At 63.9% G+C, this 20,441-nt stretch carries 15 protein-coding genes; 6 read left to right on the top strand and 9 right to left on the bottom strand.

Annotation, left to right across the window (positions count from 1 at the left end; genetic code table 11):
- Positions 1-1,832: alanine racemase (locus tag MESS4_RS18765; protein ID WP_348259954.1), on the top strand; the 1,832-nt coding region annotated here is incomplete at its 5' end.
- Here MESS4_RS18765 and MESS4_RS18760 read toward each other — a convergent pair.
- The 7 genes from MESS4_RS18760 to MESS4_RS18730 form a co-directional block, all read right to left on the bottom strand.
- Complete coding sequence (locus MESS4_RS18760) at positions 1,833-3,200, bottom strand: FGGY-family carbohydrate kinase (RefSeq protein ID WP_006334096.1); 1,368 nt, start codon at positions 3,198-3,200, stop codon at positions 1,833-1,835.
- The gene (gene rhaM / locus MESS4_RS18755) at positions 3,197-3,514 is read right to left on the bottom strand and encodes an L-rhamnose mutarotase (protein WP_006334095.1); all 318 of its coding nucleotides are present in this window, start codon (positions 3,512-3,514) and stop codon (positions 3,197-3,199) included. Before rhaM ends, MESS4_RS18760 begins: the two co-directional genes overlap by 4 nt.
- Positions 3,514-4,509 carry an ABC transporter permease gene (locus MESS4_RS18750; protein WP_006334094.1) on the bottom strand — a complete coding sequence of 332 codons (996 nt, stop codon included), beginning with the start codon at positions 4,507-4,509 and terminating at the stop codon, positions 3,514-3,516. Before MESS4_RS18750 ends, rhaM begins: the two co-directional genes overlap by 1 nt.
- Complete coding sequence (locus tag MESS4_RS18745; RefSeq protein ID WP_006334093.1) at positions 4,506-5,483, bottom strand: ABC transporter permease; 978 nt, start codon at positions 5,481-5,483, stop codon at positions 4,506-4,508. Before MESS4_RS18745 ends, MESS4_RS18750 begins: the two co-directional genes overlap by 4 nt.
- A complete protein-coding gene (locus tag MESS4_RS18740; RefSeq protein WP_006334082.1) occupies positions 5,480-7,021 on the bottom strand; it encodes a sugar ABC transporter ATP-binding protein in 1,542 nt (513 codons plus the stop codon). The genes MESS4_RS18745 and MESS4_RS18740 overlap by 4 nt, the downstream gene beginning before the upstream one ends.
- 84 nt (positions 7,022-7,105) lie before the next feature.
- Positions 7,106-8,101, bottom strand: a complete 996-nt coding sequence (gene rhaS, locus MESS4_RS18735) for a rhamnose ABC transporter substrate-binding protein (RefSeq protein WP_006334080.1) — start codon at positions 8,099-8,101, stop codon at positions 7,106-7,108.
- 55 nt (positions 8,102-8,156) lie between these two features.
- Positions 8,157-8,966 (bottom strand): DeoR/GlpR family DNA-binding transcription regulator, encoded by an 810-nt coding sequence (locus MESS4_RS18730; RefSeq protein ID WP_006334078.1) that lies wholly within the window; start codon positions 8,964-8,966, stop codon positions 8,157-8,159.
- A gap of 209 nt (positions 8,967-9,175) precedes the next feature.
- On the opposite strand from MESS4_RS18730, the gene MESS4_RS18725 reads away from it, so the two are divergent.
- From MESS4_RS18725 to ggt, 3 genes are all read left to right on the top strand, one after another.
- Entirely contained in the window at positions 9,176-11,278 is a 2,103-nt protein-coding gene (locus MESS4_RS18725; protein ID WP_006334077.1) for a bifunctional rhamnulose-1-phosphate aldolase/short-chain dehydrogenase, read from the top strand.
- 11 nt (positions 11,279-11,289) lie between these two features.
- Positions 11,290-12,579, top strand: coding sequence for an L-rhamnose catabolism isomerase (rhaI, locus tag MESS4_RS18720; protein ID WP_036241587.1), 1,290 nt, complete (start codon positions 11,290-11,292; stop codon positions 12,577-12,579).
- A gap of 90 nt (positions 12,580-12,669) precedes the next feature.
- Positions 12,670-14,409, top strand: a complete 1,740-nt coding sequence (gene ggt, locus MESS4_RS18715; protein WP_006334075.1) for a gamma-glutamyltransferase — start codon at positions 12,670-12,672, stop codon at positions 14,407-14,409.
- A 16-nt stretch (positions 14,410-14,425) separates the two neighbouring features.
- On the opposite strand, the gene MESS4_RS35145 is transcribed toward ggt, so the two are convergent.
- Together MESS4_RS35145 and MESS4_RS18705 are read right to left on the bottom strand one after the other, a co-directional pair.
- Entirely contained in the window at positions 14,426-14,689 is a 264-nt protein-coding gene (locus MESS4_RS35145; protein ID WP_198292775.1) for a hypothetical protein, read from the bottom strand.
- A gap of 419 nt (positions 14,690-15,108) precedes the next feature.
- Complete coding sequence (locus tag MESS4_RS18705; protein WP_006334073.1) at positions 15,109-17,250, bottom strand: TonB-dependent siderophore receptor; 2,142 nt, start codon at positions 17,248-17,250, stop codon at positions 15,109-15,111.
- 215 nt (positions 17,251-17,465) lie between these two features.
- Here MESS4_RS18705 and MESS4_RS18700 point away from each other — a divergent pair, with 215 nt between their 5' ends.
- Positions 17,466-18,386: an ABC transporter substrate-binding protein gene (locus tag MESS4_RS18700; protein ID WP_006334072.1), complete on the top strand. Its 921-nt coding sequence runs from the start codon at positions 17,466-17,468 to the stop codon at positions 18,384-18,386.
- On the top strand, positions 18,379-20,424 hold the full coding sequence (fhuB, locus tag MESS4_RS18695) for a Fe(3+)-hydroxamate ABC transporter permease FhuB (RefSeq protein WP_006334070.1): 2,046 nt from the start codon (positions 18,379-18,381) through the stop codon (positions 20,422-20,424). Before MESS4_RS18700 ends, fhuB begins: the two co-directional genes overlap by 8 nt.
- Positions 20,425-20,441: the final 17 nt, after the last annotated feature.

Below are 20,441 nucleotides of genomic sequence, written 5' to 3'. Positions count from 1 at the left end.
AGGCGATGTCGGGACCGCAAGTCGCCATCGACCTTGGCCGCATCGAGCGCAATGCGCGCACGATCGTCGAACGCTGTGCCCTGTCGGGCATCAAGGTCTTCGGCGTCACCAAGGGCACATGCGGCATGCCGCAGGTGGCGCGCGCCATGCTGCGCGGCGGTGTCGCCGGCATCGCCGAATCGCGCTTCGAGAACATCCGCCGGCTGCGCGACAGCGGCATCAACGCCCCGATCATGCTGCTGCGCAGCCCGCCAATGGCGCGCGTCGAGGAGGTGGTGCGTTCCGTCGACATCAGCCTGCAATCCGAGCTCGCCACCATCCGCGAGATATCGCGCATCGCCGAGCGCATGGGCCGTGTCCACGACATCATGCTGATGATCGACCTCGGCGACCTCAGGGAAGGCATCTGGCCGAACGATCTCGTGCCGACGGTCGAGCAGATCCTGGCGCTCAAGGGCGTGCGCATCGCCGGCATCGGCACCAATCTCGGCTGCTTCGGCGCCATCATGCCGACGGAAGAAAACCTCGGGCAACTCGTCGCCCACGCCTACAAGACCGAGCGTCTGTCCGGCGCGCGGCTCGACTGGATCTCGGGCGGGGCGTCGTCGTCGCTGACGTTGCTGCTCGAAGGCAGGCTGCCCGCCGGCATCAACAACCTGCGTGTCGGCGAGGCCATCCTGCAAGGCGGGGTCGAAACCTTTCGCGACACACCCTGGGACGAACTCGAGCCCGATGCCTGCCGCCTAACCAGCGACATCATCGAGGTCAAGCTGAAGCCGTCGCGGCCGATCGGCGTCGCCGGCTACGATGCTTTCGGCAATCAGCCGGTGTTTCCCGACGAGGGCGACAGGTTGCGCGCCATCGCCAATATCGGCCGTGAAGACGTGTTGATCGAAGGACTGACGCCGATCGCCAAGGGCGTGCGGGTGCTCGGCGCCTCCAGCGACCATCTGCTGCTTGACGTGCATGACGCTGATCCGCCACCCGCCGTCGGCGACCGCGTGGCCTTCCGCATGAGCTATGGCGCCATGTTGCTGGCGATGACCTCGGAATATGTCGAAAAAGCCCCGATGCACGATGTCGAGGATTTTTCCGGCCGCAAGATGGTGTCGATATCAGCTGAACCGGCCGCCGCCGGCATCCTGGCCAGGGAAGCGACCGGCACCCGGCTGGAGGCGATCAATTTCGATGTCGTCGAACTGGCCGATGTCGAGCGGCCGCCTTCCGGCCTGATCCGGTTCACCGCCGGCGGTGATCGCCGCATCGCCCACAAGGCGCTGGCGGCGACGGCGCGGGCGACACACTCGTTTGGCCTGATCTGGATCGATCCCATTGCCGCCCTGATGCCTGAAGACGAGGACGGCATCGAACTGCCGGAAGGCTCGGTGCTGGCGCGGGCGCTTGGCCTCGATCACAAGCCCGGTGCCTTTCAGCCGCAGCTGTCGCCGGAGAACGTCGTCATCGTCGGCCTGCGCCATGCCGATCCGGCGGAAGTGCGGGTGCTGAAGGATTCGCGCGTTTCGGCCTTCACCATGACCGATATCGACGCCATGGGCATGCGCGACCTGATGCATGAGGCGATCCGCATCGCCACCTCCGGCACGCAAGGCTTCCATGTCAGCTATTCGCCTGAGGTGACCGAGTTCGCCGGCTGGGCGGCAGGGTCCGGTGGCCTCACCGTGCGCGAAACGCATCAGGCCATGGAAGCGATTGCACTGTCCGGTAGGCTGCTGTCGATGGATGTATCCGGGCTGACGGCCGATCTCGAACCCCGGATCGCCAGAGATACCGTCAACTTCGTCATGTCGGCATTCGGCAAGCGGATTCTCTGATTAGCTCGCGTCGACCGCCGCTCGCCATGAATGCGCATGGTTCGCCCAGCCCAGATCGACCGGCGGTTCGATCCTTTCGCCTTTGTTCCCTGCCGCGCCGCCCTCCGGCGCCAGCAGGGCGGCGCCGATGCTGGTGCCGGTAGCGGCTTCCGATGCGATGACCGGTCGTGCCGTCGCCGCCGCGAGCATGCGAGTAAAGAGCCGGTTGCGGGCAAAGGGGCCCTCGACAATTGTCGGTCCACCGGCACCGATCAGGTCGAGGCAGGTCGCCGTCATCAGCGCCAGATAGAACGAGATGGCGGCGAAGCGCTGACCGCTGGTCATGTCTTCGGCATCGAGCCATTGGGCGGCGTGGCGCGGATAAGGCCCCGAGCCCTGCTGGGTCGACGGCAGCAGCAACATCTTGCGTGCCAGCACGGCGGCGACATCGTCTTCGCTCCAGTCCTGCGGCTTGCCGTCGGTCAGCAGGGAAAACTCGCGCCCGCCCATGAAGCGCGCCGAGGGAACGGGATTGCCGAGCGCATTGACATTAACCAGCGTATCGCGCACCGCATCGAGTACGACTTTTCTGCCGCCGACCGCCATCGACACCACCCAGGTGCCGGTCGAGACGACCGAAAAGGGCGGTTGGTCGGCTATGAGATGCGGCAGCAGCGAGGCGTTGGAATCGTGCAGGCCGCAAAGGACGGGCGTTTGCGGATCGAGCCCGGTTTGTTGCGAAAGGGCCGGCAGGATTGGCCCCAGCCGGTCCTTCGCCGGCCGCACCTGGGCCATCAGACGGCGCCAGTCCATCTTGTCGACCAGTGAGGAAAAATCCGCTTGCCACGGGTTCCAGAGATCGGTGTGGCAGCCGAGCGAGGTCACCTCGTTGGCGGCGACGCCGGTCAGCCGCAAGGCCCAGTATTGCGGGTACATCAGTATCCCTGCTGCTCGGGCGAATTCGGCCGGGAACAGCTTCTGCTGCCAGAAGAGCTGCGCGCCGATGTTGAGGCCGGCCGGCAGGCGCGGCGTCCCCGTCTCGGCAAAGGGCGGACGCATCGCGTCATAATCTTGGGCGAGTGTGTCAGGCCCGGCGAATTCATAGTCGAGCACCGGCAGCGCCAGGCCGCCTTCGGCGTCGACCAGCACCGCCGTTGCGCCATGGGTGGTGATCGATATGGCGTCGATGCGCTGTTCGCGATGGATCGCGGCGAGGCTGTCCAGGATGAAAGCCCACAGGGCCTCGACATCATGATGCGGGTATGGGCCGTCGGTGCAAGCCGCATTGGCTACGCGGCGCAGGATAACCTCGCGCATGATCGTGAGATCGACCAGCGCCACCTTGGCGTTGGTCTTGCCGATATCGATGACGGCGACGTGGCGGATCATGCCATATGGAACATGGTTTCCAGCGGCACGGCCACCGGCGCGTTGTCGGCCTTGGTCGCCATGATGTCGGCCATATGAGCCCACCAGCGCTGCATCACCGGATGCTTGGGCAAATCATCCATGCCATGGCTATCGCTGCGCCACAGCACGCCGAAGAGAATATTGGTCTCGTCGTCGAGATGGATCGAATAATCGGAAACGCCGGCCTGTTTGAGCAGTTCGACCAGCGAGGGGCAGATCTCGTCGTGGCGCTTCTTGTACTCGGCTTTCATGCCGGGATTGAGCTTCATCTTGAACGCGTATTTTTCAGGCATCAGCGTCCCCCGCGTAGCCGCCGCCAGAGGATCGGCATTGCGATGACGATGATCAGCAGCAGGCCGATGAAGATCGACATGACGATGCCGGGCACGTTGAGCAGCCCCAGGCCAAAAGTGACCAACCCCATGATGAAGGCGGCCAGCACGACGCCGAGGATGCTGCCGGCGCCGCCCAGGATGCTGACGCCGCCGAGCACCACCATGGTGATGGCTTCCAGCTCATAGCCTTGCGCGATCGATGGCCGCGTCGAGCCGAGCCGCGAGGTGATCAGCACCGAGGCGATGCCCGACATCAGCCCGGTCAGGCAGAACAGGATGAACTTGATGCGGCCGACGCGCACGCCGGAAAACTGCGCCGCAACCGGATTGTTGCCGATGGCGAAGACGCGCCGGCCGAAGCTCGTCCGGTGCAGCACGAACCCGTAGATGATCGCGGCTACGAGGAACAGCACCAGTTCGAACGACACCACCCACCAGACATAGCCCTGGCCGAAGAAGGCGAAGCTTGCGGGGTAGCCCTTGTAGGCCTGGTCGCCGAGGATGATGAAGGCAATGCCGCGAAACAGGCTCATCGTGCCGATGGTGACGACGATGGATGGAAGTCCGAGCCTGGTGACCAGCAGCCCGTTGAAAGCGCCGCAGCCGAGCCCAACGACGATGCCGATCAGAACCAGCACCGGCGTGCCTGCGCCGGCCTGCACCGCCATGCCCATCATCGTCGAAGCCAGCGCAATGATGGCGGCGACCGACAAGTCGATCTCGCCGGAAATGATCAGCAGCGCCATGGCGAAAGCAATCAGCGCCTTTTCGGTGAAGTTGAAGGTCAGATCCGACAGCGACCACGGGTCGAGGAAATAGGGCGAGGCGAAGCTGTTGACGGCGAAGATCGCAACGGCGACCACGACCAGCAACGCCTCCCAGGAAAAGATCGCCGAAGAGAGCGGCTTGTCCAGCCGGTCCGGTATGTGGCGCGGGGCAGGGGTGTCGGTCATGCCGCTTCCGCCTTCTTCAGGATGATGCGGCCTTGCCGGCGTTCGCCGCGCGCATTGAGCACGACGGCCAGGATGATGGCGCTGCCCGAAATTGCCATCTGCCAGAAGGGCGAGATGTTGATCACCGGCAGCGCGTTGGAGATGATGCCGAGGAACAGCGCGCCGAGCACGGCGCCGCCGACCGAGCCGATGCCGCCGGCGATCGAAATGCCGCCGATGACGCAGGCGGCGATGATGTTGAGTTCATAGCCGTTGGCGACCTCGACCGAGGCGATGACGTAGCGCGAGATCCACAGGTAGCCGCAAAGCCCGCCGATCATGCCGGAGATGCAGAAGACGATGAACTTGGTGCGGCCGACATCGATGCCGGCATAGACCGATGCGGTCGGGTTGACGCCGATGGCATAGATCGAGCGGCCGAGCGCGGTGCGCGTCATCAACAGGAAGAACAGCGCGATGACCAGCAGGGCGATCCATGAGAGCACCGGAATGCCGAGGAAAGCGGCACGCTGCAGGCCGATGAAATCAGGGCTCATCTGGTCGGCATTGACCCAGGCGCCGCCGGAGATGACGAAAGTGGCGCCGCGATAGATGGTGAGCGTGCCCAGCGTCACCACGATCGAGGGAATGTTCAGCCGCCACACCAGCAGGCCATTGATGGCGCCGAGCACCAGCCCGACGAGAAGTGCCACGACGATCAGCAGCGGGATCGGGATGGCCGGATGCGCGGCGTTCAGCATCGCCACCACCATGCCGGTGAAGCAGAGGTTGGAAGCCATCGACAGATCGATCGAGCGGGTCAGGATCACCACCATCTGCCCCAGCGCCAGGACCATCAGGATCGAGGTGTCGTTGAACACCTGGCGCAGATTGGCCGGATCGGAAAAACCCGGAAAGCGCGTCGAGATCAGCCCGATCAGCACGGCGATTGCCGCCAGCAGCCAGATTTCGCGATACTTGAGGAAATTCTTCATGCCGCGATCCCCGCTGCCGTCCTGACCAGCGTTTCGGCGTCGAGCTCCTTGTTGTCATAGACCGAGGCGACGCGGCCCTCGCGCATGACGACGACGCGGTCGGACATGCCGAGGATTTCGGGCAGTTCGGACGACACCATGATCACCGACAGGCCTTGCGCGACGAGTTCGGCCATGAAGCCGTGCACGGCGGCCTTGGAGCCGATATCGATGCCCTTGGTCGGCTCGTCGAGGATGATCACCTTGGGTGCGGTCGCCAGCCATTTGGCGATGACGATCTTCTGCTGATTGCCGCCCGACAGCGTGCCGACATCCTGGCTGAGCGAGGAGGCGCGCAGATCGAGCCGCTCGGTGAAGGCGCGGGCCAGCGCGAATTCTTCCGCCAGCCGCAATATGCCCGATTTGGATGTGCGCTTCAGCGAGGGCAGCGAGACGTTCTGGAAGATCGGCAGACCGATCACCACGCCCTGCTTGCCGCGCTCTTCCGGCACATAGACGATGCCGGCCTCGATCGAGTCCGCGGCCGATTTCGGCGCGATCGGTTTGCCTTCCAGTGTGATCGTGCCCTTGCTGGTGCGGGTAATGCCCGATATCGCCTGCATCACTTCGCTGCGGCCGGCGCCGACAAGGCCGTAGAAGCCGAGGATTTCGCCTCTGTGCAGTTCGAAGCCGATGTCGTCGAATTCGGTTGGATGCGACAGGCCGGAGACGGTGAGCACTGGCGCGCCGATTGTTGCCTTGCGCCGCGGGAAGATGTGGTCGACGGAACGACCAACCATCATGCGCACGATCTGGCTCTGGCCGGCATCCCTGATCAGGCCTTCGCCGACCATCTCGCCATCGCGGAACACCGTGTAGCGGTCGGCGATGCGGTAGATCTCGTCGAACTTGTGGCTGATGAACAGGATCGCCTTGCCTTCGCTCTTCAGGAACTCGATCAGCAGGAACAGCTCCTCGATCTCCTTCATCGAAAGCGCTGCCGTGGGCTCGTCCATGATGACGATGCGGGCGTCGATCGACATGGCGCGGGCAACCGCGACCAGATGCTTGTTGGCGATGCCGAGATCCTTCAGCCGCGCGTCGGCGTCGATATGGCCGGCGCCCATCGTGTCCAGCACTTCCTTCGCATTCTTGCGCATGATGCGCCAGTCGATGGTCTTGAAGCGGGTGCGCGGTGCATGGCCGAGGAAGATGTTTTCGGCGACCGAAAGGTCGTCGAACAATACCGTTTCCTGATGGATCGCGGTGATGCCGTGGCCGAAGGCGGCATGCGCGCTGGGCAGTGTGACGGCCTGGCCGTCGATGCTGATCGTGCCGGCGTCAGGCTGGTAGATGCCGGTCATGATCTTGACCAGCGTCGACTTGCCGGCGCCGTTCTCGCCGATCAGCGCGGTCACCTGGCCGGGGCAGAGCGACAGGCTGACGTCGTGCAGCGCCCGCACGCCGGGAAAGCTCTTGGAGATGCCGGACAGCGTCAGCCGCGGAGTTGATGCCAAAGGCTGCTCATTCGCCGGGTCGAGTTGGGCTGTCGTGTCCATATCCGTATCAAGCCCTGAAACAAGGTCCGTTTAAAGTCGCGGCGGGACCTAGGCCCCGCCGCGCCAGCGTGAAGGGCTCCGGGATCAATAGATCTTGGAGAACTTTTCGATATTGGTCTTGTCGAACTGGAAGGGCGGAGCCATCGCCGCCGAATTGGTGTCGTCGAGCGTCACCTTGCCGACGCGGCCGATCGACAGCGTGGCGCCCGGCTTGGCTTCTTCCTTCTTCACCGCCAGGTCATAGGCGAGGTAGACGGCCGAATAGCCGAGGTCGATCGGGTTCCACAGCGCCACCGCTTGGCTGGAGCCATTGTCGATGAACTTCTTGAACTCGGACGGCAGCGCCAGGCCGGTGACATTGACCTTGCCGATCAGGTTCTCGTCGGTCACCACCTGGGCGGCGGCGACGACACCGACCGTGGTCGGCGCGATGATCGCCTTGAGGTTCGGATAGGACTTCAGAAGACCCTTGGCTTCGTCCGTGCTCTTGGCCGAATCGTCATCGCCATAGACGGTGGCGACGAGATTGATCTTGGGGAACTTCTCCGGCAGGATTTTCTTGGCGGCGTCGATCCAGGCGTTCTGGTTGGTCGCCGTGGACGAAGCCGACAGGATGGCGACATCGCCGCCTTCCGGCAGATAGTCGGCGGCGAGCTTGATGATGGTCTCGCCGATCAGGCCTGTGTCGGACGGGTTGAGGTGAAGCTGGCGGCCTTCCGGCGCGACGCCCGAATCCCACGAGATGACCGTGATGCCGCGTTCCATCGCCTTCTTCAGCGCCGGCACCAGCGCATCGGCGTCATTGGCCGAAATGGCGATGGCGTTGACCTTCTGGGCGATCAGCGAATTGACCACTTCGATCTGCGCCTCGGCGGTCGCCTTGGTCGGGCCGGTGTAGATGATGTCGACATCGCCGAGTTCCTTGGCCGCCTCTTCGGCGCCCTTGTTGGCGGCGTCGAAGAAGCCGTTGCCAAGCGACTTCACCACCAGGGCGATCTTGACGTTTTCTGCATAGGCGGCATTCACGAACATGGCGGCCGAAAACGCCGCCGTAACCATCATTTTTTTCAGAAAGCTCATCGAATATCCTCCCTTGAGCGTTTGCATTCCATCGCCGCTGCGGCGTGAGTTGATCTCAGGCCTGCAGTGAAGATTCTTCCTTATTGCTTGCCGTATTGCGGGCGACGATCAGCGCCACCCCCGCAGTCTCCAGCATCTTGGCTTCGCGGTCCTCGATGCCGTCGTCGGTAATGACGGTGGCGATGCGCGACAGGCCGCACAGGATCAGGCTGGAGCGTTTGCGGAACTTCGATGAATCGACCAGCACCACCAGTTCGTCGGCCTGGTCGATCAGCTTCTGCTCGGCCTGGATCAGGAGGGGATCGCCTTCCATGAGGCCGAGCGGCCCCAACCCCTGCGCGCCCATGAACATGCGGCGCGCATAGAAATTGCGCGTTACGTCATTGTCGAAGGGCGACAGGATGATGTTCTGCTCGCGGTAGATGGTGCCGCCCGACAGCATCACCGTGTTCTTGGAATGCTTGAGCAGGTGTTCGGCGATCGGGAAGGAATTGGTGAAGATCGGCATGCGGCGGCCGGTCAGGAAATGCACCATCTGGAAGGTGGTGGTGCCGCCATTGATGATGATCGGCTCGCCGTCCTTGCACAGCTCCACCGCCTCCCGCGCGATCGCCCGCTTCTGCGCGGCGTTAAGCGTCTCGTTGACGGAAAAGGGGCGGCCGGCAAGGCCGATGAACTGCGGCGGCGAGATCGCTTCGGCGCCGCCACGCACGCGGCGCAGGCGCTTCTGGACGTGGAGCGCGGCGATGTCGCGCCGGATCGTCGCCTCGGAGGAGTCCGTCAGGTCGACCATCTCCTGCACCGTCACCACAGGCTTTTCCTGGACGGCGGACAGAATGATCCTGTGGCGCTCTTTTTCGTGCATGGTTCCTCCCTGCCTAGTCATCTAGGCACCCAAAACGCGCAGTGTCAATCATTTCCGATCAGATAATTTCATTGTGCAGTGCAGTATGATCGGTATTGATCGTTTGTGATTGACAACGCCAGCGCTTCCGTGGACATTTGGCCAAAGCTGACCCGCCATGCGGTGGCGATCGACCGCATCGTTTGCGCGTCTCACGGGAGGATATTCAAATGCTCGACAAGCGCTCCGGCACGCGCCTCGCCAATCTGTGGGATGACGCGAAAGCCCTGGGGATGAGCGACCCGGAGCTTCTCGTCTATCGCTCCAATGTGCTCGGCTCCGACAAGCGCGTAACCAATTATGGCGGCGGCAACACCTCATCCAAGTTCTGGCAGAAGGATCCGCTGACCGGCGAGAGCGTGGAAGTGCTCTGGGTGAAGGGCTCGGGCGGCGACAGCGCCTCGATTAAAACAGACGGCTTCGCCACGCTCTACATGGACAAATTACGCGCGCTGAAGGGCCTCTATCGCGGCCTCGACCATGAGGACGAGATGGTCGGCTATCTGCCCCACTGCACCTTCAACCTCAATCCGCGCGCGGCCTCGATCGACACGCCGCTGCACGCCTTCGTGCCAAAACCTTGCGTCGACCATATGCATCCCGACGCCATCATCGCCATTGCCGCGGCAAAGGATTCCAAGGCGCTGACCAGGGAGATCTTCGGCGACGCCATCGGCTGGCTGCCGTGGAAGCGGCCTGGTTTCGAGCTCGGCCTGTGGCTGGAGAAATTCTGCCTCAAAAACCCCGGGGCCAAGGGTGTCGTGCTGGCAAGCCACGGCCTGTTCACCTGGGGCGAAACGCCAAAGGAATGCTATGAGACGACGATCTCGGTGATCAACCAGGCGATTGCGTGGTTCGAGCGCCGCTCCGAAGGCGTGGCGATCTTCGGCGGCGAAGTCGTCAAGTCGCTCGATGCTGAGGCGCGTCGCACTGTCGCCGCGAAGCTGATGCCGAGGATCCGCGGCCTGATCTCTGAAAAGAGCCACAAGCTCGGCCACTTCGACGATTCGCCCGCCGTGCTCGAATTCGTCAATTCCAGGGATCTGCGGCCGCTGGCTGCACTTGGCACCTCCTGCCCGGATCATTTCCTGCGCACCAAGATCCGGCCGTTGGTCATCGAGTTCGATCCGGCCAATCCCGATGTCGATGCTGTCATCGCGCGTCTTGCCGATGATGTCGCCGCCTATCGTGTCGGCTATCAGGCCTATTATGACAAGTGCAAGCATGCGGATTCGCCACCCGTGCGCGATCCGAATGCCGTGGTCTACCTGATGCCCGGCGTCGGCATGTTCACCTTTGCCGGTGACAAGGCGACGGCGCGCATATCGGGCGAGTTCTACGTCAACGCCATCAATGTCATGCGCGGCGCCTCGACCGTCTCGTCCTATGTCGGCCTCTCCGATCAGGAGGCCTTCGACATCGAATACTGGCTGCTCGAGGAGGCAAAGCTGCAGCGCCTGCCGAAGCCGAAGGCGCTGGCCGGCCAGATCGCGCTGGTCACCGGCGGCGCCGGCGGCATCGGCCGGGCAACCGCCAATCGGCTTTTGCGCGAAGGCGCCTGCGTCGTGCTGGCCGACATCGACGAGGCAGCTCTCGCCAGCGCCAATGACGAGCTGGCCAAGGCCTATGGCAAGGATTTCGTGCGGCCGGTGCTGATCAACGTCACATCAGAGGACCAGGTCATCTCGGGCTTTGCCGAGACTTCGGTCGAGTTCGGCGGCATCGACATTCTGGTCTCCAATGCCGGCCTGGCGTCCGCGGCGCCGATCGAGGAGACGACGCTGGCGCTGTGGAACAAGAACATGGACATCCTGTCCACCGGCTATTTCCTGGTGTCGCGCGAAGCCTTCCGGCTGTTCCGCGCGCAGAAGATCGGCGGCAACGTCGTCTTCGTCGCCTCCAAGAATGGCCTTGCCGCCTCGCCCAACGCCGCCGCCTATTGCACGGCCAAGGCCGCCGAGATTCATCTGGCGCGGTGCCTGGCGCTGGAAGGCGCGGAAGCGCGGATCAGGGTCAATGTCGTCAATCCCGACGCCGTGCTGCGCGGCTCCAAGATCTGGACCGGCGAATGGAAGGAACAGCGCGCTGCCGCCTACAAGATGTCGACCGACGACCTCGAGGAGCACTACCGCTCGCGTTCGATGCTGAAGCGCTCGGTATTCCCCGAGGACATCGCCGAGGCGATCTATTTCTTCGCCTCCGACATGTCGGCCAAGTCGACCGGCAACATCATCAATGTCGACGCGGGCAACGCCCAGTCGTTCACGCGTTGAGCGGGGCGGCCATGGAACATATCATCTCCGCCGATGTCGTCGAGAAAGACAATGCCGCGCGCAGGGCAGACCTTGAGCGCGACTATCAATCGCTCGGCGAGCGGCTTGACCGCCGCGACATCGCCATCGACGCCATCCGTGACAAGGTCGAGAAATTCGCGGTCGCAATCCCGTCTTGGGGCGTCGGCACGGGCGGCACCCGCTTTGCCCGCTTTCCCGGCGCCGGCGAGCCGCGTGATATCTTCGACAAGATCGAGGACTGCGCCGTCATCCAGCAATTGACGCAGGCGACACCGACGGTCTCGCTGCACATACCCTGGGACAAGGCCGATCCAAACCGGCTGAAGCAGGCGGCTTCCCGCTTTGGTCTCGGCTTCGACGCCATGAACTCCAACACCTTCTCCGACGCCAGGGACCAGAAGCTCTCCTACAAATTCGGCTCGCTGTCGCATGCCGATGCCTCAACGCGCCGCCAGGCGGTCGAGCACAATCTCGAATGCATCGAGATCGGCAGGACGCTGGGGTCCAAGGCGTTGACGGTGTGGATAGGCGACGGCTCGAATTTCCCCGGCCAGGTCAATTTCGCCAAGGCGTTCGAGCGCTATCTCGATGCCATGAAGGAGGTCTACGCCGGACTGCCTGACGACTGGAAACTCTTCACCGAGCACAAGATGTACGAGCCGGCTTTCTATTCGACGGTCGTGCAGGACTGGGGCACCAACTACATGATCGTCCAGGAACTCGGCGACAAGGCGTTCTGCCTGGTCGACCTCGGCCATCATGCGCCCAACGTCAACATCGAGATGATCGTGTCGCGGCTGATCCAGTTCAAGAAACTCGGCGGCTTCCATTTCAACGATTCGAAATATGGCGATGACGATCTCGATGCCGGTTCGATCGATCCCTACCGGCTGTTCCTGGTCTTCAACGAACTGGTCGATGCCGAGCTTTCGGGTGCAAAGGGCTTCGATCCCGCGTATATGCTCGACCAGAGCCACAACGTCACCGATCCGATCGAGAGCCTGATGCTGTCGGCGGTGGAGGTGCAGCGCGCCTATGCGCAGGCGCTGCTGGTCGACCGCAAGGCGCTCGCAGGCTTCCAGGACGCCAATGACGCGCTGATGGCGACGCAGACGCTGAAGGCTGCCTACCGCACCGATGTCGAGCCGATCCTCGCCATGGCGCGGCTGAAGACCGGCGGCGCCATCGATCCGGTCGCCGCCTACCGCGCGGCCGGCTACCGGGCCAAGGTCGCGGCGGAGCGGCCGGCGGTCGCCAGCGGCGGCGGCGGCATTGTGTGAACTCTGATTTGATCGCCGGGCTTCTGATTGGCAGTGGACTCGATCGCCTCGGCCGGGTCTTCTAGGGCGTCCACCCCTCGGAGCACCGCCATGCATCTCACCCGCCGGCCGTTGATCGCCGTCAGTCTCTCCTTCAGCCTTGCCTTTACGCTGCCCCTGGCCGCTTTCGCCGCCTCGCCGCAGCCGGCCAAGGGAGAGCACGGCATGGTGGTGACGGGCCAGCATCTGGCGTCGGAAGTCGGCGTCGACGTGCTGAAAAAGGGCGGCAATGCGGTGGATGCGGCAGTCGCCGTCGGCTACGCGCTGGCCGTCGTCTACCCGACCGCCGGCAATATCGGCGGCGGCGGCTTTATGACCATTCGCTTCAAGGACGGCCGCTCGACCTTCCTCGATTTTCGTGAGCGCGCGCCGCTGGCGGCGACCAAGACCATGTATCTCGACAAGGACGGCAAGCCGGTGAAGGGCGCCAGCCTGGATGGCTATCTGGCGGTCGGCGTGCCGGGTTCTGTCGCCGGCTTTGAAATGGCGCGCGAAAAATACGGCACGCAGTCGCGGCAGGATTTGATGGCGCCGGCTATTCGGTTTGCCAAGGACGGGTTCGTGTTGGAGCAGGGCGATGCGGCCTCGTTCCAGGGCGGCGCCGAACGATTGGCGAAGGATCCGGCGGCGGCCGCGATTTTCCTGAAGCCGGACGGCAAGCCCTATGCCATGGGCGAAAGGCTCATCCAGCCTGACCTTGCCGCCTCGCTCTCAGCCGTTTCGGAGCAGGGGGCGGATGCCTTCTACAAGGGCTCAATCGCCGACGCCATCGTCAAGGCGAGCGGCGCAAAGGGCGGCATCCTGGCCAAGGCCGACTTCGAGCAATATGCGGTGCGCGAACTCAAGCCGGTGACCTGCAACTATCGCGGCTATGAGATCGTCTCCTCGCCGCCGCCGAGTTCCGGCGGCGTCATCATCTGCGAGATCCTCAACGTGCTGGAAGGCTATCCTCTCTCCTATCTCGGCGCCGGCTCCGCCGAGACCGTCCATGTAATGGTCGAGGCGATGCGCCATGCCTATGTCGACAGGAATTCTGCGCTCGGCGATCCCGACTTCGTCGACAATCCGGTCTCAAAGCTGCTGGACAAGAACTACGCGAAGGACATCCGCGACAAGATCGATCCGTTCCGGGCCGGCGTTTCGCAGGATCTGATGCCGAAGGGCTTTGGCGAGAGCAAGGAGACCACACACTATTCGATCATCGACAATGACGGCAACGCGGTGGCGGTCACCTACACGCTGAACGGCTCCTTCGGCGCCGGCGTCGTCGCCGACGGCACCGGCATCCTGCTCAACAACGAGATGGACGATTTCACCCAGAAGCCCGGCGTGCCCAACCTCTACGGCCTCGTCCAGGGTGAGGCAAACGCCATCCAGCCCAGGAAGACGCCGCTGTCATCGATGAGCCCGACTGTGGTCGCCAAGGACGGCAAGCCGTTCATGGTCATCGGCAGCCCGGGCGGATCGCGCATTATCACAATCACGCTGGAGGCTATCGTCAATGTCGTCGACCACGGCATGAACATCCAGGAAGCCATCGACGCGCCGCGTATCCACCATCAATGGCTGCCCGACACGGTCTATATCGAACCCTTTGGCCTGTCGCCGGATACCGAAAGATTGCTTGTCGGCATGGGCTACCATCTCGATCTCAGCGAGGCGACCTGGGGCCAGGCGGCCGGCATCCTGGTCGGCGGCAAGAGCTTGGCGGAAATCGAAAAGGGCGGCGGCGCCCGCTACAACGGCTCCATCGACAGCCGCGCCGCATCCGGCGAGGCCATAGGCTACTGAATTTCCTTCAGTCGAATCAGAGGACCAGCGTCAGGGTGGACGCCACCAGCATCAGCGCCGCAATGCCAACGAACAGGGCGTAGATGCGGGGCCGGTCGAGCAGCAGCGCGTTGCCGGATATCCAAGCGGACGTTGCGCCGCCAAGCGCGAAAAGGAAGCCGTTGCGGTGACCGAAGGTCATCGCCGCGGCCATCAGCCCGCCGATGATGAGGGCGCCGAACACGATGATGACGGCGACAGCGTATTTCTCGAAGTCGTTGCTGCCCACGGCTGGCCCCATCGTGTTCAACGTCGAAAACTCATCCGGGTCGAAGGGGTTGGTCGACCCATATTCATCTTGACCGGCAGGCTCTCGCATCATTCGCTCTCCATATGGTGGCAACAAATCATCAAGCCTCGCCGAGCGCAACCGGGTCGCGCCGCGCTGAATGCGACCGGCACGGTCTTCAACACCTTCTGGCGGCGGCTTGCCACCGTTTTCTTGGATCTGTGCCTCAATTGTCCCGTTGCTCCAGGCGACTTGTCTCACTGAAATCGCCAGTCTGAGCTGCATTCAGAATGCAGTGCATTCGTGGAGAAAAAATGATGCCAAACCGTCAGACCCAAAAGTGGGTGCCGGTTTGGGGAAATCCGATGCCCGGACAAAAAGCTGGAGCGGCGGTACGAATCGAGGTCCGCCGCTCTGGAGCTGGATTGCGTCTAGAACTTCATGCTGAGGCTGCCCTTGATGACGCGCCCTTCGCCATAGATGCAGCCGGAACCGGGATAGCAGGTCGAATAATAGGTCTTGTCGAACAGGTTGGAGACATTGAGCGCGGCCTGCCAGCCGTTCTTCTTGTAGCGCAGCGCCGCGTCGACCAGCGTATAGGCGGGCACGTTCACGGTGTTCGCGTTGTCGCCGAAGCTTGCGCCGATGTAGCGCACGCCGGCGCCGACGCTCAAGCCTTCCAGCATGCCGTGGCCGACCTCGTAGTTGGCCCACAGCGAGGCCTGATGTTCCGGCACCAGCGACGGGCGGTTGCCGATGACCAAGGGATCGTCCCTGACTATCTCGGCGTCGAGATAGGTGTAGGCAGCGGTCATGCTCAGGCCGGAAGCGAGATCGGCATTGGCCTCGATCTCCAGGCCGCGATGGCGTACCTCACCAGTCTGTATCTGGAAGGGCCCGCCGGCGTAGGTGACGATGTTGGTCTTGCGCAGGTCGAACAGCGAAGCGGTGATGAATCCGGGGAAAAAGGTCGGCTCGTATTTCACGCCAACCTCATATTGCTTTCCCGACGAAGGCTGGAACGCGGCTCCAGACTGGCTCTGGCCGATATTGGTGGTGAAGGACTCGGCATAGCTGGCATAAGGCGTCAGGCCATTGTCGAAGAGATAGCCGATGCCGACATTGCCGGTGAAGGCATGGTCCGTCTGTTTGTAGCTGCCCGCACTGTCGAGTCGGTCCTCATTAGTGTTGTCGATCCAGGACTGGCGGCCGCCGAGAGTCAGCAGCCAGTGGTCGGCGATCTTGGATTGATTCTGGGCATAGAGGCCGATCTGGCCGATCGTCTGGGTGCGATCGACCCAGATGGGGGGAATGGCGATCGGCTGGGAGTAGTCGGGGTTCAGGATGTCCAGGTCCGGACCCGCCCCGTAACGGTTTTGCCCGTCGACCGAGAAGCGATTGTAGTCGAGGCCGACGAGAAGCTTGTTCTGCACCGCGCCGAAAGTCTGGTCGTACTCGGCCTGATTGTCGACACTGAAGATGGTCGCGGTCTCGTCCACGGTGAACGCGGTGCGCGCCATCGTGCGATCGTCGACCATGCCGCTGTAGTATAGCTGCCGGTAGTCGGTATCCTGCCTGGAGTAGCGTAAATTCTGCCGCACCGTCCAATTGTCATCGAATTCATGGCTGAACTGGTAGCCGATCGAGCCATGGTTGGCGTCGTAACGGTCGAAGTCGGGTGAGCCGGTGAAAAAATTCCGCGGCAGCTTGCCATACGCCGCCGGATATTGTTCGCCGGCCACCGGAAGAAAGGCGTTCGGCGCCAGCCTGTCCCACTGGTAGTTGGCCAGGATGGTGAGCGAGGTTTGCGCGTCCGGCTGCCATTTGAGCGCCGGCGCGACGAAGATGCGGTCGTTGCGGGAATAGTCGGTTTCGATGTCGCCGTTGCGAACCAGGCCGGTCAGGCGGTAGGACCATACGCCGGCATCGTCGATTGGGCCGCCGACATCGAGCCCGGCTTCGACCGTATTGAAGCTGCCATAGCTGAGGTAGCCGTCATAGATCGGCGTATCCGTCGGCCGCTTGCTGATGGCATTGATCATGCCGCCGGCCTCGTTCTCGCCATAGAGCACCGAGGACGGTCCCTTCAGCACCTCGACGCGCTCCAGCCCGTAGGGCTCGATTTTGAAGCCCGAGAAGTCGATCGCCTTCTGCGGCAGCCCGTCACGGTAGATCACATATGTGCAGAGGTCGAAACCGCGGATCAGGCACTGGTCGAAGCGGTTGTCGACGCCCCAGGGCGAGGCGGTCACACCGGCCAGATAGGACAGCGTATCCTCAAGTTGCGCCGGCTGGCGGTCGTCGAGCTGCTTGCGGGTCACCACCGACACCGACTGCGGAATTTCCTTCAGCGGCGTGTCGGTCTTCGAACCGGTGGTGGTGTTCTTGGCGACATAGCCTTCATCGGGGCCGATGGGGCTGTCGACCTGTCCCTCGATATTGATCGGGTTGAGCTCGACCGCGTTCTCCTGGGCGACGGCCTGAGCGCAGCCCAGGGCCGAAACGCATGTCGCCGCCAGCAGGAGCCTCAACCTTCTCCGTCCGCTCGCCGTCGGATACGCGCCTGATTCCATCTTGCTACCCCTCATCGCTGCTATGCGCGGCGTCCGCAGCCGTCGCTGAAAATTCTTGACTAATCTTGTCATCTTCAATGTTGACTATTAAAGTCATGTTTCATAGTCAACCGGGCATCGGCGACGGTTTTCGAAAATCGCAACGCAGAAGGGAGAACCAGTATCGTGCCCGACAATCGTGGCTCTGCGACCGTCACGGGCGGCACTGCCCGTTGATGACCTATGAGAGGGTTCAGGCGCCCGCGCGCCGGCGCGGCTGGATCAATCGGCGCGTTGCGCTCGGCCTTTTCGTCCTGCCGATCGCGGGCATCCAGCCCGTCTCTGCAGCGGCGCGGCCATTGCGTATCGTCTGCCTCGATGATGGACTGGCCGAGACCTTGCTCATGCTTGGCGTGAGGCCGGTTGCGATCGCCGACCGCGAGGGATGGGAAAAATGGGTGGTCGAGCCGCCGCTGCCGGCGGAGGTCGCCGATGTCGGCACGCTGCTCGAACCCAATCTCGAATTCCTGCAGCAGCTCAGACCCGACATCATCCTTGCCATTCCGTATCTCGACGGCATCAAGCCCCTGCTCGAGCGGGTCGCGCCGGTGACGACGATCGGCATCTACACCGAGGACGGGCAGCCTTATCGACGCGCCATCGAGGCGACGCGCCAGCTCGCCCGGCTTGTCGGCAAGGAGGCGGAGGGCGAGGCGCTGATCGCGGCGACGGATGCGTCCCTCCTGGGGGTTCGCCAGGAATTGGTGCCGCTTTCGGCGCGGCCCGTCTACGTCGTCAACTTCATGGATCCGCGCAATGTGCGCGTCTATGGCAGGAAGAGCCTGTTTCAGGAGGTGTTCGATCGCATCGGGCTGCGCAACGCCTGGACGGGCGAGACCAATTACTGGGGTTTTTCGACCGTCGGCATCGACGGACTGGCGACATCCAGCGAAGCACGCCTCGCCTATCTCGAACCCTTGCCCGAGGGCGCCGGTGGCACGCTGACCGAAAGCCCGGTCTGGAACGCCATGCCCTTCGTGCGCAACCGCTCGATCATGCGTCTTCCCGCCGTCCTGATGTTCGGCGCGCTTCCCTCCGCCACCCGTTTCGCCCGCGTCCTGGCCAAGGCGATGACCGGGGAAGCAGCCCATGGCTGAGGATGCCGCGACCTTGGTGCAGGTCGGCAAGCCGGCCGGACGGACGTGGCCGCGCGGCATGTTCGGCAATCAGCCGGTGGGCGCGGTCCTGCTCTGTGTGGTGCTGTCGGCGGCTGCGGTGGCGGCGACCGTGTCCAATCTCACTATACAGCTGCCGTCGGCACTTTGGCTGCGATCGCTCGTTGCCCCCGACATCGACGACATGCGGCAGGTGCTCGTCCACTATGCCTTCCTGCCCAGGCTTGCCGTCAGCCTGTTGTGCGGCGCGGCGCTCGGACTTGCCGGAACCGTTCTGCAGCAAGTCTTGCGCAACCCGCTCGCCTCGCCGGAAACGATCGGCGTTTCGGCCGGCGCCTATCTGGCGCTGGCGCTGGCCACGCTTCTGGCGCCCTCGCTGCTCGCTTTCGGCCGCGAATGGGTGGCGCTGGCCGGCGCCTTCATCGCCCTTGCCGCTGTCTTCGCGCTCTCCTGGCACAAGGGCCTGTCGCCGCTTTCCGTCGTGCTGGCGGGCCTGGTCGTCAGCCTCTATGCCGGCGCCATCGGCGCGGCTCTGGTCGTGCTGCGGCACGAATGGCTGGCCAGCCTGTTCATCTGGGGCGCCGGTTCGCTCGGCCAGCAGGATTGGACGACGACGCTTTGGCTGTTGCCGCGCATCGGCGCCGCAGCGCTGGCGATCGGCCTGATGGTGCGGCCACTGACCTTGCTTGGCCTTGACGACGAAGGCGCGCGCAGCCTTGGCGTGCCGCTTGGTGTCTACCGTTTTGCCGGGCTTGGCGCGGCCGTCGCGCTCACCGCCTTCGTCGTCGCCGCCGTTGGCGTGATCGGTTTCGTTGGCCTGGCCGCCGCTACTCTTGCCCGCATCGGCGGTGCGCGCCGGCTGAGCCAGAGGCTGATCATGGCGCCGCTGATCGGCGCGGCCCTGCTGTGGGCCGCCGACCAGGCGGTGCAAGTGGCGACCGGGCCGCAGGGCGATCTGCTGCCGACCGGCGCGATTACCGCCCTCTTGGGCGCCCCGCTGCTGCTCTGGCTGCTGCCGCGCCTTGCCCTGGGCTGGGAGGTCCCGGCGCTCACCGCCGAGCGCCTGCTCAGAACAGGCCAGCCCGGCCTCGTGCTGGCGGCAATCGGCTTGTCCCTGCTTCTGCTGCTCGGGCTTGCCTTGCTTTGCGGGCCGGGGCCGCATGGCTGGGCGGTCGCCTTCGGCGATCAGCTGCAGCCCTTGCTGTCATGGCGCTGGCCCCGTGTGTCGGCCGCGTTCGCCGCCGGCGCCATGCTGGCGCTTGCCGGGCTGATGATGCAGCGGCTGACCGGCAATCCGATGGCGAGTCCCGAAGTGATGGGCATCAGCGCCGGAGCGGCGCTCGGCATGATGGTGGCGCTGTTTTCCCTTTCCGACGCCGGCCGTCCGGTCCAGACTGCGGCGGCAACCATCGGTGCTTTCGCCGCGCTGCTGGTGACGCTGGCCATCGGGCACCGCGCCGCCTATGCACCGGAGCGCCTGCTGCTGGCCGGCGTGGCTCTGACGGCGCTGTTCGACGCGCTGATCCTGGTGTTGACCGCCACCGGCGACCCGCGCGCCATGCTGCTCCTCAACTGGCTCACCGGCTCGACCTATGGCGTCGATGCGAACGCTGCGCTTCTGACTGGCGCCATCGCCATTGTCCTGCTCATCCTCGCCCCACTCTTCATGCGCTGGCTGGATGTGCTGCCGCTTGGCCCGTCGGCGGTACAGGCGCTTGGTATGGATGTGGCCAAAACCCGGCTGCTTCTGCTGCTGATGGTCGCTGCGCTCACGGCCGCATCGACCTTGATCGTCGGGCCGCTGACTTTCATCGGCCTGATGGCGCCGCATCTCGCCCGGCGCCTCGGCCTCGCCCGTGCGTGGCCGCAGGCGGCCGGCGCCGTGCTGGCCGGAGCGCTGATCATGGTCGCCGCCGACTGGATCGGCCGTACCGCCATCTTCCCGCGCCAGATCCCCGCCGGGCTCGTCGCCACGCTGATCGGCGGCCCGGTGCTGATGTGGCTGCTGCGCCGCCGCTGACCCCTCGTTTTGCCGGA

Source organism: Mesorhizobium sp. STM 4661 (assembly GCF_000359125.1).
In the GTDB taxonomy this organism is placed as follows: Bacteria; Pseudomonadota; Alphaproteobacteria; order Rhizobiales; family Rhizobiaceae; genus Mesorhizobium.
Note: the sequence above shows the minus strand (reverse complement) of the source record. Positions and strands in the feature narration are given on the sequence as shown.

Excerpts from the sequence above, each read along its gene's own strand:
- MESS4_RS35145 (WP_198292775.1), bottom strand. The coding sequence starts at position 14,689 with ATGGGGCCAGCCGTGGGCAGCAACGACTTCGAGAAATACGCTGTCGCC.
- MESS4_RS18745 (WP_006334093.1), bottom strand. The coding sequence starts at position 5,483 with ATGAAGAATTTCCTCAAGTATCGCGAAATCTGGCTGCTGGCGGCAATC.
- MESS4_RS18705 (WP_006334073.1), bottom strand. The coding sequence starts at position 17,250 with ATGGAATCAGGCGCGTATCCGACGGCGAGCGGACGGAGAAGGTTGAGG.
- MESS4_RS18760 (WP_006334096.1), bottom strand. The coding sequence starts at position 3,200 with ATGATCCGCCACGTCGCCGTCATCGATATCGGCAAGACCAACGCCAAG.
- MESS4_RS18730 (WP_006334078.1), bottom strand. The coding sequence starts at position 8,966 with ATGCACGAAAAAGAGCGCCACAGGATCATTCTGTCCGCCGTCCAGGAA.
- MESS4_RS18725 (WP_006334077.1), top strand. The coding sequence starts at position 9,176 with ATGCTCGACAAGCGCTCCGGCACGCGCCTCGCCAATCTGTGGGATGAC.
- MESS4_RS18700 (WP_006334072.1), top strand. The coding sequence starts at position 17,466 with ATGACCTATGAGAGGGTTCAGGCGCCCGCGCGCCGGCGCGGCTGGATC.
- rhaI (WP_036241587.1), top strand. The coding sequence starts at position 11,290 with ATGGAACATATCATCTCCGCCGATGTCGTCGAGAAAGACAATGCCGCG.
- ggt (WP_006334075.1), top strand. The coding sequence starts at position 12,670 with ATGCATCTCACCCGCCGGCCGTTGATCGCCGTCAGTCTCTCCTTCAGC.
- rhaM (WP_006334095.1), bottom strand. The coding sequence starts at position 3,514 with ATGCCTGAAAAATACGCGTTCAAGATGAAGCTCAATCCCGGCATGAAA.
- MESS4_RS18750 (WP_006334094.1), bottom strand. The coding sequence starts at position 4,509 with ATGACCGACACCCCTGCCCCGCGCCACATACCGGACCGGCTGGACAAG.
- rhaS (WP_006334080.1), bottom strand. The coding sequence starts at position 8,101 with ATGAGCTTTCTGAAAAAAATGATGGTTACGGCGGCGTTTTCGGCCGCC.
- fhuB (WP_006334070.1), top strand. The coding sequence starts at position 18,379 with ATGGCTGAGGATGCCGCGACCTTGGTGCAGGTCGGCAAGCCGGCCGGA.
- MESS4_RS18740 (WP_006334082.1), bottom strand. The coding sequence starts at position 7,021 with ATGGACACGACAGCCCAACTCGACCCGGCGAATGAGCAGCCTTTGGCA.